A 13,608-nucleotide genomic window follows, 5' to 3' on the forward strand; every position below is an offset into this window, starting at 1 on the left:
CGACAACAAATCCTGTGGGAGCGGGCTTGCCCGCGAAGGCGTCGGCACAGACGCCGACGTTCTTATGGTGCGAACGGCATCACTCGCTTGTGATGAGTCTTTTTGTACGTATTGCAAATGATCTTGAATGCTTCTTCGCGCACCGGCTCGCCGTGCAGGAACGCGTCGATCTCGGCGTAAGTCACACCATGGGACGCTTCGTCCGGCTTGCCCGGTGACAGGTCTTCAAGGTCGGCGGTCGGGATTTTTTCCACCAGTGACTCCGGCGCGCCGAAGCTGCGAGCGATGTCCCGAACCTGATTTTTCACCAGGCCACTCAACGGTGCCAGGTCACACGCGCCGTCACCGAATTTGGTGAAGAAGCCCATCACCGCTTCCGCCGCGTGGTCGGTGCCGATCACCAGCCCATGTGCTGCGCCGGCAATGGTGTATTGGGCGACCATGCGCATCCGCGCCTTGGTATTGCCGAGTACGAAATCCACCGATACCGCTTGCTTGCCTTCGAACGCTGCCACTTCACTGGCCAGGGCCTTGACCGCCGGGCCGATGTTGACCGTGTGGCGTTCGTCCGGAGCAATGAAATCCAGCGAGGCCTGGGCGTCGTGCTCATCGAACTGGGTCTGGTACGGCAGGCGCACGGCGATGAACTTGTAGCTGTCGTCGCCGGTGCGTGTGCGCAGCTCGCGCATGGCGCGCTGGGCCAGCAGCCCGGCGGTCAGGGAATCGACACCGCCGCTGATGCCGAGCACCAGCGTCTTGAGGCCGGAATTGACCAGGCAATCCTGGATGAAGGTGATCCGTCGGGCGACTTCGGCCTCAAGGGCGGCCTGGTCGGCGAACGGCGGTTGAACCTTGAGCTGCTCAGCAATCTCACGCTGTTCGGCTTGCATGAATTCACTCCTTGCTTGAAATGCCTGCCGTACTGGAAAGGGCGGCAGGTACCTGGAAAACGTGTCGCAAATAGGCGACGAAATTCGGATCTTTGCAATGGGTCTTGCCTGGCTCGTCGGAGATCTTCGCCACCGGCTGGCCGTTGCAGGCGGCCATTTTAAGCACGATGCTCATCGGTTCGACACCCGGAATATCACACGTCAGGTTGGTGCCGATACCGAAGCTGACATTGATCCGACCACGTAGCGCCCGGAAAATCTCAAGGGACTTGGGCAGCGTCAGACTGTCGGAGAACACCAGCGTCTTGCTCATCGGATCGATGCCCAGCTGGTGATAATGAGCAATGGCCTTTTCCGCCCAGAGCACAGGATCACCGGAGTCGTGGCGCAAGCCGTCGAAGAGTTTGGCGAAATACAGGTCGAAATCACTGAGGAAGGCATCGGTGGTGATGCAGTCGGTCAGGGCGATGCCGAGCAGGCCGCGATATTCACGGACCCAGCAATCGAGGGCGGCGATCTGGCTGTCGATCAGTCGCGGCCCAAGTTGCTGATGGGCCATGATCCACTCGTGGGCCATGGTGCCCAGCGGTTTCATGTCCAGCTCACGCGACAGGTGCACGTTGCTGGTGCCGACGAAGCGCCCGGGGAAATCGTGTTTGAGCACGTTCACCACTTCTTCCTGCACGCGGAACGAGAAGCGCCGGCGCGTACCGAAATCGGCGACCTGCAATTCGGATAATTCATCGCTGCCGGCATTGGCGGTCAGCCAGTCGAACTTGCGATAGAGCTGCTCGCGCGCCTGCTCCAGGACGATTTCCCTGTAGCGATAGCGGTTTCGCACTTCACTGACGATCGCCAGCAGTGGCACTTCGAACAGGATCACATGCAGCCATGGTCCACGCAGGCGGATGAACAGTTCGCCGTTTTCAATCCCCGTATGGACGTAGCGCAGGTTGAAGCGGAACAACCCGAGGAAACGCAGGAAATCCGGTTTCATGAAGCTGATGCGCTCCATGAAACTCAACTGATCGGCACTCAGGCTCAACTCGGCCAGGCGCTCTATCTGGAAGCGGATCTCCGCCAGGTAAGGGCGCAGATCTTCACTGTTTCGGCAACGGAACTCCCATTCGACTTCCACATTCGGGTAGTTGTGCAGCACCGCCTGCATCATCGTCAGTTTGTAGAAGTCGGTGTCGAGCAGGTTCTGCACGATGCGATCGGCAAACACACTCTCGCTCATAATGGGGTTCTCCAGGCTGGCCGCGGCCTGCGGCAGCGACGTTGCAGCTGTTTCAATGAATGGGGCTAGTGGCGCATATCGGTGGTGAGGATTGCCAGCGATTTTTTAGACCGCAGCAGATCCTTGTGGGAGCGAGCTTGCTCGCGATGGCGGTATTTCATTCAATATCAATATTGACTGACCCACCGCCATCGCGAGCAAGCTCGCTCCCACAGGGGCTGGGGGCAACCCTAAATAGATGACATTTGCGGACTATCAATCTGCTCCAACATCCACTTCACAAAATCCCGCACTTTCGGCACATCCGCCGCATGCTCCGGGTACGCCAGGTAATAGGCATCGGTACTGGGCATCGCGTGCTTCCAGGGTATGACCAGCTTGCCGTCGGCCAATTCCTCTTCCACCAGAAACTTCGGCAACAGCGCCACACCGCAGCCGACCTGGGCAGCGCGGATGCACATGTAGAAGGTTTCGAAGCGTGGGCCGTGGTAACTGTGTTCGGTATGGTAGCCCTGGCTGTCGAACCAGTCATGCCAGGCCTGGGGGCGGGAGGCGTTTTGCAGCAGGACCAGGTCGGTGAGCTGCGTAGGATCGGTGAATGGCGTGTCCGGCAGGCTGCCTGGTGCACACACAGGAACAAGCTCTTCGCTGAACAGCTTCAGGCATTCGGTGCCGGGGCGCGAACCCTGGCCAAAATAGAAAGCCAGGTCGCTGCGACCCTGCAGCAGATCGTCGGCTTCCTGTTCGCTGCACAGGTCCAGGTGGATCGACGGGTGGCGCAGGCGCCAGCCTTTCAACCGTGGCACCAACCAGCGAGCGCCGAAGGTCGGAGGCGTGGAGACGCGCAGGACTTCGGTTTCACCGCCGTAGGAGCGCAGGTAATGGGTCGACATCTCGACTTGGGTGAGGATTTTTCGTACTTCTACCAGGTACAAATCTCCGGCCGGGGTCATTTGCAGGCGGCGGCGTACCCGACGGAACAGTAGGTGCTGCAATAACTCTTCGAGTTGCGCGACCTGTTTACTCACCGCGCTCTGGGTGAGGTTCAGCTCTTCTGCGGCCCGGGTGAAACTCAAATGCCGGGTCACAGCCTCGAAACACTGCAGTGCGGTGATCGACGGCAGATAGCGTTTGTTCAGCATGGGCGGTCCTTTCTTCTTGTCTCTTTATTGCCAGCAATGCACAGCATGAATAAACGGAATGATATCTCTCTTAAAGGTCGTTTGTTGAGTAACCTCGGGGGCGCTAAAACTACAGGTCTGATCAGTCGTGATTTTCCGGCTGCCCACTTTCTGTTTTTTGCTTGAGGAGTGACCCATGGTTGCCGCATTGCTTGATCGTCTTGGTGTGAACCCGGCCCTGTATCAGAACGGCAAAGTGCCGGTGCATTCGCCAATCGATGGCAGCCGCATCGCCGCCGTGAACTGGGAAGGCGCCGCCGAAGTCGAGCAGCACATCAGTCGCGCAGATCATGCGTTCGAACTGTGGCGCAAAGTCCCGGCGCCGCGCCGTGGCGAACTGGTGCGTCAACTGGGCGACATCCTGCGTGAGTACAAGGCCGACCTCGGCGAGCTGGTGTCCTGGGAGGCCGGCAAGATCACCCAGGAAGGCCTGGGTGAAGTTCAGGAAATGATCGACATCTGCGATTTCGCCGTCGGCCTGTCCCGCCAGCTGTACGGCTTGACCATCGCTTCCGAGCGTCCAGGCCACCACATGCGCGAAACCTGGCACCCCCTGGGCATTGTCGGCGTGATCAGCGCGTTCAACTTCCCGGTCGCGGTCTGGGCCTGGAACACCACGCTGGCGCTGGTCTGCGGTAACCCGGTGATCTGGAAACCGTCGGAGAAAACCCCGCTGACCGCCCTGGCTTGCCAGGCGCTTTTCGACCGCGTGCTGAAAAACTTCAGCGACGCACCCCCGCACCTGAGCCAAGTGATCATTGGCGGTCGCGATGCCGGCGAAGCGCTGGTCGATGACCCGCGTGTCGCCCTGATCAGCGCCACCGGCAGCACCCGCATGGGTAGCGAAGTGGCACCGAAGATCGCCGCACGTTTTGCCCGCAGCATTCTCGAACTGGGCGGCAACAACGCGATGATCCTCGGCCCGAGCGCCGACCTGGACATGGCCGTGCGTGCGATCCTGTTCAGCGCCGTCGGCACCGCGGGCCAGCGTTGCACCACGCTGCGTCGCCTGATTGCCCATGAATCGGTGAAGGAAGAAATCGTCACCCGACTCAAGGCCGCTTACTCCAAAGTGCGCATCGGCAACCCGCTGGAAGGCAACCTGATTGGTCCGCTGATCGATAAACACAGCTTCGAAAACATGCAGGACGCACTGGAACAGGCCTTGAGTGAAGGTGGCCGGGTATTCGGTGGCAAGCGCCAGCTGGAAGATAAGTTCCCTGGTGCCTATTACGTCTCGCCGGCGATCGTTGAAATGCCGGAGCAGAGCGATGTGGTGTGCAGCGAAACCTTCGCACCGATCCTGTACGTGATCGGTTACAACGATTTCGAAGAGGCGCTGCGCCTGAACAATGCCGTGCCACAGGGCCTGTCATCGTGCATCTTCACCACTGACGTGCGTGAAGCCGAGCGGTTCATGTCGGCAGTGGGCAGCGACTGCGGCATCGCCAACGTCAATATCGGCCCGAGCGGCGCGGAAATCGGCGGCGCGTTCGGTGGCGAAAAAGAAACCGGCGGTGGTCGTGAATCGGGCTCCGATGCATGGCGCGGCTATATGCGTCGTCAGACCAATACCGTGAACTATTCCCTGGAGCTGCCGTTGGCTCAGGGCATTACGTTCGACTGATCGGTGATCCCCTGTAGGAGCGAGCCTGCTCGCGATGGACTTAAGAACGCCGCGTTTAGCCAGTAAACACGCGTTATCGTTAACGACCATCGCGAGCAGGCTCGCTCCCACATTTGAAGTGTGTGTTGGTTAGGTTTCGGTTGGAGTCTGGCAATGCCGTTACACGAAGAGTGTCTGTGGGAAAAACTGACGCCGCAAAGGCCGGACAATTCGGCGCTCAAGGGCGAAGTGAGGGTCGATGTCTGTGTCATTGGCGCCGGTTTCACCGGTTTGTCGGCGGCGGTGCATCTGCTGGAACAAGGTAAAAGTGTCTGCGTGCTGGAAGCCCATCGTGCCGGTCATGGCGGTTCCGGACGCAATGTCGGGCTGGTCAACGCCGGGATGTGGATTCCACCGGACGAGATCGAAGAAGGGTTTGGCGAAGCGGTGGGCAGTCAGCTCAATCGCATGCTCGGTGCGGCACCGTCCCTGGTGTTCAGCCTGGTCGACAAATACAACATCGATTGCCAGTTGCGCCGCGAAGGCACGCTGCACATGGCGCACAACGCTCGCGGCGAGGCAGACCTGCGCAGCCGTGAACAACAATGGAAGCGTCGCGGCGCGCCGGTGGAACTGTTGACCGGTCAAGCCTGCGAACAAGCGACGGGCACCAAAAAGATCGCCGCCGCACTGCTCGATCGGCGTGCCGGCACCCTCAACCCGATGGCCTACACCTGCGGCCTGGCCAACGCGGCCATCGGCCTTGGCGGTCAATTGTTCGATCATTCCCCGGTGACCCGACTCGAACGTCAGGGCCAGCGCTGGTCGGTGCAGACGGCCCAGGGTTCGGTGCTTGCCGAGCAAGTGGTGATTGCCTCCAATGCTTACACCGAAGGCGACTGGACCGAGTTGCGGCGCAATTTCTTCCCCGGTTACTACTATCAGGTGGCTTCGGTCCCACTGACCGAGGACGCGGCGCAACACATTCTTCCCGGTGGCCAAGGTTCCTGGGATACCCGCCAGGTCCTCAGCAGTATTCGTCGGGACAAGGACGGACGCCTGTTGCTGGGCAGTCTGGGCAACGGCAATAAGAAGCCGACCTGGTTTCTCAAGGCCTGGGCCGACCGGGTTCAGCAGCACTATTTTCCCTTCCTGAAAACGGTGGAGTGGGAGTGCACCTGGACCGGCTGCATCGCTTTCACCCCGGACCATTTGATGCGTCTGTTCGAGCCGGCGCCCGGACTGGTGGCTGTCACTGGCTACAACGGGCGGGGGGTGACCACGGGTACGGTCGTCGGCAAAGCCTTTGCCGATTACTTGTGTAACGGAAATCCTGATGCTTTGCCGATTCCGTTCGCGCCGATGCAGCCATTGGCGGGGGCAGGATTGCGCAGCTGCCTGTACGAGGCCGGCTTTTCGCTGTATCACGCAGGCCAGTGCCTGCGGATCGTTATTTGATTGTTGAAATATGTTGCTGAAAGCGGCGATTTTGCGCGCAGCGACTAGCCTGTAGTGGTGCGGGTTGTAGCAGTTGCGCACCGGCAGTGTGCACTTCGGTGACGCACGTTGTTACAGGCTGGTTGCACTTCGTTTGTCGCCGCGGTTGCAATGATGGCGCATGCGGGTTGCGCCTTTGAAAATAATTGGTTTCACCTCCCGCGGTTTAGACGGTTGCACACCCAATGAAAATGGGATCGAAACAGTCGAAAGAACAATAAGGTAGCGGCTTTTCTCAGAATAAAAAAACCGATGGCACGGCCCTTGCTCTGAGCATTCGGAGAAGTCGCAGTGCCAACTAAAAAAACCATGGAGCACCACCTCATGTCCCAGACGTTTTACAAAAAAGGCTTTCTGGCCCTCGCAGTGGCAGCTGCGTTGGGTGTTTCTGCGTTTGCACAGGCTGACGTAAAAATTGGTGTGGCGGGTCCGATGACAGGTGCCAACGCGGCATTTGGCGAGCAGTACATGAAGGGTGCACAGGCGGCGGCCGATGCGGTCAACGCAGCGGGCGGCGTCAATGGGGAAAAAATCGTACTGGTCAAGGGCGACGACGCCTGCGAACCGAAACAGGCTGTGACGGTCGCCAAGGACCTGACCAACCAGAAAGTCGTTGGCGTGGTCGGTCACTTCTGCTCCTCGTCGACCATCCCGGCTTCCGAGATCTACGATGAAGCGGGCATCATTGCGATCACTCCAGGTTCGACCAACCCGGCGGTAACCGAGCGCGGACTGAGCGCCATGTTCCGTATGTGCGGGCGTGACGACCAGCAAGGCATCGTGGCCGGCGACTACATTGTCGACGTGCTCAAGGGCAAGAAAGTCGTGGTCCTGCACGACAAGGATACCTACGGCCAAGGCCTGGCGGACGCTACCAAGGCCCAGCTGGAAAAACGCGGCGTGAAGCCGGTGCTGTATGAAGGCCTGACCCGGGGCGAGAAAGATTTCAGCACCATCGTCACCAAGATCCGCGGCGCTGGCGCCGACGTCGTCTACTTCGGCGGTCTGCACCCGGAAGCCGGTCCTCTGGTGCGTCAACTGCGTGAGCAAGGTCTCAAGGACGTCAAGTTCATGTCCGACGACGGCATCGTGACCGACGAACTGGTGACCACCGCTGGCGGTCCGCAATTCGTCGACGGCGTGCTGATGACCTTCGGCGCCGACCCACGCATGCTGCCAGACAGCAAGACCGTGGTGGATGAGTTCCGCAAGAAGGGCACCGAGCCTGAAGGCTACACCCTGTACGCCTATGCTTCGGTCCAGACCTTGGCCGCTGCCTTCAACGGCGCCAAGTCCAACAACGGCGAGAAAGCCGCCGAGTGGCTGAAGAGAAACCCGGTCAAGACCGTGATGGGCGAGAAGACCTGGGACGCCAAGGGCGACCTGAAAGTCTCCGACTACGTGGTTTACCAGTGGGACAAGGACGGCAAATACCACCAGCTGGAAAAACAGAAGTAAGGGCTGACTCGATCGGCTGATCCCCACAGATCCCCTGTAGGAGCGAGCTTGCTCGCGAAAAACGTCAACGATAACGCGTACTTGCTGATTAAACGCATTGTCCTCGGGTTCTTCGCGAGCAAGCTCGCTCCTACAGGGGGCGGTGGCGGCCAGGCCGATCGCGACTGACATTGCTCATCTGTATTTTCCTTAGAAGAACCGCACACCCCCCACAGGTGTGCAGGTTCTCACTGCGTGAGATTGCGTTATGGATGGTATTTTCCTGCAGCAACTGGTCAACGGTCTGACCCTCGGGTCGGTCTATGGCCTGATTGCCATCGGCTACACAATGGTCTATGGCATCATCGGCATGATCAACTTCGCCCACGGCGAGGTTTACATGATTTCCGCTTACCTCGCGGCAATCAGTCTGGCTCTGCTGGCATACTTCGGTATTGAATCCTTCCCCCTGCTGATGCTTGGCACACTGGTCTTCACCATCATCGTCACGGCGGTGTATGGCTGGGTCATCGAGCGCGTCGCCTACAAACCGCTGCGCAATTCAACCCGACTGGCCCCGCTGATCAGCGCCATCGGTATTTCCCTGATCCTGCAAAACTATGCACAGATCGCTCAAGGCGCCCGGCAACAAGGCGTGCCCACACTGCTGACCGGCGCATGGCGAGTGGAAGTCGGGACCGGCTTCGTCCAGCTCACCTACACCAAGATCTTCATTCTGGTCGCAGCGTTTGCCGGGATGGCCCTGCTGACCTACGTCATCAAGTACACCAAGCTCGGCCGCATGTGCCGCGCCACCCAGCAAGACCGCAAGATGGCCTCGATCCTGGGGATCAACACCGATCGCGTGATTTCCTACGTGTTCATCATCGGTGCGGGGATGGCGGCCCTGGCCGGCGTGCTGATCACCATGAACTACGGCACATTCGACTTCTACGCCGGCTTCATCATCGGCATCAAGGCGTTCACCGCCGCGGTGCTGGGCGGGATCGGTTCGCTGCCCGGGGCAATGCTCGGCGGGATCATTCTCGGGATCTCCGAGTCGCTGTTCTCCGGATTGGTCAACTCGGACTACAAAGACGTCTTCAGCTTCTCGCTGCTCGTTCTCGTTCTGGTCTTTCGGCCCCAAGGCCTGCTCGGCCGTCCTCTTGTGTCGAAGGTGTAAGCGATGTCTTCAACCACTAAAAAAACCATTGATCTGAAAAGAAGCCTGGTTGACGCGATTCTTGCCGGTCTCGTGGCCCTGATTGTGTTCGGCCCGATTGTCGGCGTGGTCCTGGACGGCTACGGCTTCAACCTGGAAACGACCCGGGTGGCATGGATTGTCGCCATCGTCATGGCCGGCCGCTTTGCCCTGAGCCTGTTCCTGCAAACCCCCAAGGGCCTGAGAATCCTCGAGGGCTTTGAAAGCACCGGCTCCGGGGTGCATGTATTGCCTCCTGACTACAAATCCCGGTTGCGCTGGATCATTCCGGTGTTGATCGTCGTCGCCGTGGTGTTCCCGTTTTTCTCCAACTCCTACCTGCTGGGCGTGGTCATCCTCGGGCTGATCTACGTGCTGCTGGGCCTGGGGCTGAACATCGTGGTCGGCCTGGCCGGCTTGCTCGACCTGGGTTACGTGGCGTTCTACGCCATCGGAGCCTACGGACTGGCGCTGGGTTATCAATACCTGGGGCTGGGTTTCTGGACGGTGCTGCCGCTGGCGGCGATAACGGCTGGCCTGGCCGGTTGCATCCTGGGTTTCCCGGTGCTGCGACTGCACGGTGACTACCTGGCGATCGTGACCCTGGGCTTTGGTGAAATCATCCGCCTGATCCTCAATAACTGGCTATCCCTGACCGGCGGCCCGAACGGGATGGCGGCGCCGTTGCCGACCTTCTTCGGCCTCGAGTTCGGTAAACGAGCGAAGGAGGGGGGAGTTCCGTTCCATGAGTTTTTCGGCATCGCCTATAACCCGGACGTGAAGTATTACTTCATTTATGCGGTGTTGTTCCTGGTGGTATTGGCCGTGCTGTACGTCAAACATCGCTTGACCCGCATGCCGGTCGGCCGCGCCTGGGAAGCCTTGCGCGAAGACGAAATCGCTTGCCGTTCCATGGGCCTGAACCACGTACTGGTCAAGCTCTCGGCGTTCACCATCGGCGCATCGACGGCTGGCCTGGCCGGCGTGTTCTTCGCCACCTATCAAGGCTTCGTCAATCCAACCTCGTTCACCTTCTTCGAATCGGCACTGATCCTTGCCATTGTAGTACTGGGCGGCATGGGCTCGACCATTGGCGTGGTCATCGCCGCATTCGTGCTGACCGTGGCCCCTGAACTGTTGCGCGGCTTCGCCGAATACCGCGTATTGCTGTTCGGCATCCTGATGGTGTTGATGATGATCTGGCGACCGCGCGGCCTGATTCGGATCAGCCGTACCGGTGTGACCCCGCGTAAAGGAGTAGCGCCATGAGCGAAGTCGTACTCTCGGTCGAGAAATTGATGATGCACTTCGGCGGCATCAAGGCGTTGAGCGATGTCAGCCTCAAGGTGCACCGCAACTCGATCTTCGCCCTGATCGGCCCCAACGGTGCCGGCAAGACCACCGTGTTCAACTGCCTGACCGGGTTCTACAAGGCCTCTGGCGGCAAGATCGAACTCAATACCCGTGGCGAGCGAACCGACGTGATCCAGCTGTTGGGCGAATCATTCAAAGCCGTCGATTTCGTTTCACCGAAAAGCTTTATCACTCGGCTGCGCTTCAAGATGTTTGGCGGTACCCACCTGGTTAACCGGGCGGGCCTGGCGCGCACGTTCCAGAACATTCGCCTGTTCAAGGAAATGTCGGTGCTGGAAAACCTGCTGGTCGCCCAGCACATGTGGGTCAACCGCAACCTGATGGCCGGTATCCTCAACACCAAGGGCTACCGCAAGGCCGAAAGCGATGCGCTGGACCATGCGTTCTACTGGCTGGAAGTGGTGGACCTGGTGGACTGCGCCAACCGTCTGGCCGGCGAGCTGTCCTATGGGCAACAACGCCGCCTGGAAATCGCCCGGGCCATGTGCACCCGGCCACAGATCATCTGTCTCGACGAACCGGCCGCCGGCCTCAACCCTCAGGAAACCGAAGCGCTGAGCGCGATGCTCCGGCTGCTGCGTGACGAGCACGATCTGACCGTGGTGCTGATCGAACATGACATGGGCATGGTAATGAGCATTTCCGATCACATCGTGGTATTGGACCACGGCATCGTCATCGCCGAAGGCGGGCCTGAAGCCATTCGCAACGATCCCAAGGTCATTGCCGCCTACCTGGGCGCCGACGAAGAGGAGGTGGTATGACTCAACCCATCCTCGAGCTCAAGGAACTGGACGTGTTTTACGGGCCGATCCAGGCCCTGAAGAAAGTATCGCTGCACATCAACGAAGGGGAAACCGTCAGCCTGATCGGCTCCAACGGCGCTGGAAAATCGACCTTGCTGATGTCGATTTTCGGTCAGCCGCGGGCGTCAGGCGGGGAGATCGTCTATCAAGGGGTGGACATCACCCACAAATCGTCCCATTACATCGCTTCCCACGGCATTGCCCAGTCGCCGGAAGGTCGCCGGGTGTTCCCTGACATGACAGTCGAGGAAAATCTGCTGATGGGCACCATCCCGATCGGTGACAAGTACGCCACCGAAGACATGCAGCGCATGTTCGAGCTGTTTCCACGGCTCAAGGAGCGGCGCACTCAGCGGGCCATGACCATGTCCGGTGGCGAGCAGCAAATGCTGGCCATCGCCCGGGCGCTGATGAGCCGGCCGAAATTGCTGTTGCTCGATGAACCGAGCCTGGGGCTGGCGCCGATCGTGGTGAAACAGATCTTCGCCACTCTGCGGGAGCTGGCGAAGACCGGCATGACCATCTTCCTGGTCGAGCAGAACGCCAACCACGCCCTCAAGCTGTCGGACCGGGCCTATGTGATGGTCAACGGCGAGATCCGCATCACCGGTACCGGCAAGGAGCTGCTGGTCAACGAGGAGGTGCGTAACGCTTATCTGGGCGGGCACTGAGTTCCCCTGCTGTAAAAAACAGGCCCCGACGAGCAATCGCCGGGGTTTTTTTACGTCCTCAAACACCGCAAATTCCTTGTGGGAGCGGGCTTGCTCGCGAAGGCGGTGTTTCAGCCACTTTGATGCTGGATGTGCTGCCGTCTTCGCGAGCAAGCCCACTCCCAGAAGGATCTCCATGTGCTTTTTGGAAATTGTGGAAAACAATATTCACGACCTCCCAAAGCGCGACATAAAGTCGCTGCAAATAGTTGTTTTGTCACAGTTTTGACTTGTCCCCGTTTGCTGTGGAACTGGCTGTGAATAACGTGGGAGTAGGTGGCTGAAAGCCTTTGAAAACGCGGCCTGCAGCGATGTGGTTGTTTTTTGATCAGTCGTTTTTGTCGGGCGTGAAGCCGCCGTTGTCAACCTTTTTAATGATGGCGAAAGCGGGTCGAAATCATAGAAGGCAGCCTGTGGATAAGTCTGTGACTAAACTCTGGAAAGACCCGGCTGGAGGCCGTAGTTACTGGCTTGGCGCCATCGTTGGTTTTACCTGAATCGTGCAAATTGCCTTAGCGCTGCACGGGAGGGCGGCCAGGGTCAAGCGGAAAAATTTCAAAACTGCTCTTAAAGCCTTGTGCACAGCGGGTTTCAGCTTTTTCACTTGCCCCCTGAATGTGTGGATGGGGTTGTGGATAAGGTGCGTGCACATGGCTGTAACCCAAGCAGGGCAAGGCTTAGCCATGATTGATCAGTTTTCATCCAAAAACGCGATCTCGTGTTGCCGGTGGAAGCCGGTCGGGGCATGCTGCCAGCTGATTTTTTCTATCTCACTGGCTGCCCGTCAGCCGAAGCAAGGAGAACACGATGTCCAACACCCTGTTTATTACCGGCGCGACCTCCGGTTTTGGTGAGGCTTGCGCCCGTCGTTTTGCCGACGCCGGCTGGAAACTGGTGCTGACAGGCCGTCGTGAAGAGCGCCTCCACGCCCTGTGCGCCGAGCTGTCGAAGCAGACAGAGGTCCATGGCCTGGTGCTCGACGTGCGTGATCGCAAGGCCATGGAGGATGCGATAGCCAATTTGCCGCCTGCGTTCGCTAAACTGCGCGGGCTGATCAACAACGCCGGCCTGGCCTTGGGCGTCGACCCTGCACCCAAGTGCGACCTCGACGATTGGGACACCATGGTCGACACCAACATCAAAGGCTTGATGTACAGCACTCGCCTGCTGTTACCGCGCCTGATCGCCCATGGCCGTGGCGCCGGGATCGTCAACCTTGGCTCCGTCGCGGGTAACTACCCATATCCGGGCAGTCACGTGTATGGCGCGAGCAAGGCGTTTGTCAAACAGTTCTCCCTGAACCTGCGTTGTGACCTGCAAGGAACAGGCGTGCGCGTCAGTAATATCGAGCCGGGCCTGTGCGAGAGCGAGTTCTCGCTGGTGCGTTTCGCGGGTGACCAGGATCGTTACAACGCGACCTACGCCGGTGCCGAGCCGATCCAGCCACAAGACATCGCCGATACGATCTTCTGGGTCCTGAACGCCCCGGCGCATATCAACATCAATAGCCTGGAGCTGATGCCGGTGAGCCAGAGCTGGAGCGGGTTTGCCATCGAGCGTAATGCTGACAAGGCGTAAGACCGTGTAACGGCCAATCGCGGGCAAGCCACGCTCCCACAGGTTTTATGTCGAATCGCCTTTGCGCGAACGACACAAACCCTGTGGG

At 59.3% G+C, this 13,608-nt stretch carries 11 protein-coding genes; 8 read left to right on the plus strand and 3 right to left on the minus strand.

The annotated features are described in order from the left end of the window. Window positions 1-62 precede the first annotated feature (62 nt). The 3 genes from nadE to J2W17_RS19475 all read right to left on the minus strand — a co-directional run bounded on the left by nadE (window position 63) and on the right by J2W17_RS19475 (window position 3,272). A complete protein-coding gene (nadE, locus tag J2W17_RS19465; RefSeq protein ID WP_307337758.1) occupies window positions 63-890 on the minus strand; it encodes an ammonia-dependent NAD(+) synthetase in 828 nt (275 codons plus the stop codon). A 4-nt stretch (window positions 891-894) separates the two neighbouring features. Beyond that, window positions 895-2,130: a nicotinate phosphoribosyltransferase gene (gene pncB / locus J2W17_RS19470; protein WP_307337761.1), complete on the minus strand. Its 1,236-nt coding sequence runs from the start codon at window positions 2,128-2,130 to the stop codon at window positions 895-897. Between the two features lie 230 nt (window positions 2,131-2,360). Further along, window positions 2,361-3,272 carry a LysR family transcriptional regulator gene (locus J2W17_RS19475; RefSeq protein WP_307337764.1) on the minus strand — a complete coding sequence of 304 codons (912 nt, stop codon included), beginning with the start codon at window positions 3,270-3,272 and terminating at the stop codon, window positions 2,361-2,363. A gap of 175 nt (window positions 3,273-3,447) precedes the next feature. Here J2W17_RS19475 and amaB point away from each other — a divergent pair, with 175 nt between their 5' ends. The 8 genes from amaB to J2W17_RS19515 all read left to right on the plus strand — a co-directional run bounded on the left by amaB (window position 3,448) and on the right by J2W17_RS19515 (window position 13,520). After that, window positions 3,448-4,938, plus strand: a complete 1,491-nt coding sequence (amaB, locus tag J2W17_RS19480; RefSeq protein WP_307337766.1) for an L-piperidine-6-carboxylate dehydrogenase — start codon at window positions 3,448-3,450, stop codon at window positions 4,936-4,938. A gap of 153 nt (window positions 4,939-5,091) precedes the next feature. Beyond that, window positions 5,092-6,375 (plus strand): L-pipecolate oxidase, encoded by a 1,284-nt coding sequence (amaA, locus tag J2W17_RS19485; RefSeq protein WP_307337769.1) that lies wholly within the window; start codon window positions 5,092-5,094, stop codon window positions 6,373-6,375. 363 nt (window positions 6,376-6,738) lie between these two features. Continuing rightward, window positions 6,739-7,872 (plus strand): branched-chain amino acid ABC transporter substrate-binding protein, encoded by a 1,134-nt coding sequence (locus tag J2W17_RS19490; RefSeq protein ID WP_307337772.1) that lies wholly within the window; start codon window positions 6,739-6,741, stop codon window positions 7,870-7,872. A 247-nt stretch (window positions 7,873-8,119) separates the two neighbouring features. Continuing rightward, window positions 8,120-9,034: an ABC transporter permease subunit gene (locus J2W17_RS19495; RefSeq protein ID WP_307337775.1), complete on the plus strand. Its 915-nt coding sequence runs from the start codon at window positions 8,120-8,122 to the stop codon at window positions 9,032-9,034. Between the two features lie 3 nt (window positions 9,035-9,037). Next, window positions 9,038-10,321, plus strand: coding sequence for a high-affinity branched-chain amino acid ABC transporter permease LivM (livM, locus tag J2W17_RS19500; RefSeq protein WP_307337778.1), 1,284 nt, complete (start codon window positions 9,038-9,040; stop codon window positions 10,319-10,321). Then, on the plus strand, window positions 10,318-11,190 hold the full coding sequence (locus tag J2W17_RS19505) for an ABC transporter ATP-binding protein (protein ID WP_307337781.1): 873 nt from the start codon (window positions 10,318-10,320) through the stop codon (window positions 11,188-11,190). Before livM ends, J2W17_RS19505 begins: the two co-directional genes overlap by 4 nt. Continuing rightward, window positions 11,187-11,903 (plus strand): ABC transporter ATP-binding protein, encoded by a 717-nt coding sequence (locus tag J2W17_RS19510; RefSeq protein WP_307337784.1) that lies wholly within the window; start codon window positions 11,187-11,189, stop codon window positions 11,901-11,903. The genes J2W17_RS19505 and J2W17_RS19510 overlap by 4 nt, the downstream gene beginning before the upstream one ends. A gap of 846 nt (window positions 11,904-12,749) precedes the next feature. Beyond that, window positions 12,750-13,520 carry an SDR family oxidoreductase gene (locus tag J2W17_RS19515; protein WP_307337787.1) on the plus strand — a complete coding sequence of 257 codons (771 nt, stop codon included), beginning with the start codon at window positions 12,750-12,752 and terminating at the stop codon, window positions 13,518-13,520. Window positions 13,521-13,608 lie beyond the last annotated feature (88 nt).

This window comes from Pseudomonas lini (genome assembly GCF_030812475.1).
Taxonomy (GTDB): domain Bacteria; phylum Pseudomonadota; class Gammaproteobacteria; order Pseudomonadales; family Pseudomonadaceae; genus Aquipseudomonas; species Aquipseudomonas lini_A.

Bases quoted from the DNA above. Each gene is read 5' to 3' on its own strand.
- amaB (WP_307337766.1), top strand. From the start codon at position 3,448: ATGGTTGCCGCATTGCTTGATCGTCTTGGTGTGAACCCGGCCCTGTAT.
- J2W17_RS19515 (WP_307337787.1), top strand. From the start codon at position 12,750: ATGTCCAACACCCTGTTTATTACCGGCGCGACCTCCGGTTTTGGTGAG.
- J2W17_RS19505 (WP_307337781.1), top strand. From the start codon at position 10,318: ATGAGCGAAGTCGTACTCTCGGTCGAGAAATTGATGATGCACTTCGGC.
- amaA (WP_307337769.1), top strand. From the start codon at position 5,092: ATGCCGTTACACGAAGAGTGTCTGTGGGAAAAACTGACGCCGCAAAGG.
- pncB (WP_307337761.1), bottom strand. From the start codon at position 2,130: ATGAGCGAGAGTGTGTTTGCCGATCGCATCGTGCAGAACCTGCTCGAC.
- J2W17_RS19510 (WP_307337784.1), top strand. From the start codon at position 11,187: ATGACTCAACCCATCCTCGAGCTCAAGGAACTGGACGTGTTTTACGGG.
- J2W17_RS19490 (WP_307337772.1), top strand. From the start codon at position 6,739: ATGTCCCAGACGTTTTACAAAAAAGGCTTTCTGGCCCTCGCAGTGGCA.
- J2W17_RS19495 (WP_307337775.1), top strand. From the start codon at position 8,120: ATGGATGGTATTTTCCTGCAGCAACTGGTCAACGGTCTGACCCTCGGG.
- livM (WP_307337778.1), top strand. From the start codon at position 9,038: ATGTCTTCAACCACTAAAAAAACCATTGATCTGAAAAGAAGCCTGGTT.
- J2W17_RS19475 (WP_307337764.1), bottom strand. From the start codon at position 3,272: ATGCTGAACAAACGCTATCTGCCGTCGATCACCGCACTGCAGTGTTTC.
- nadE (WP_307337758.1), bottom strand. From the start codon at position 890: ATGCAAGCCGAACAGCGTGAGATTGCTGAGCAGCTCAAGGTTCAACCG.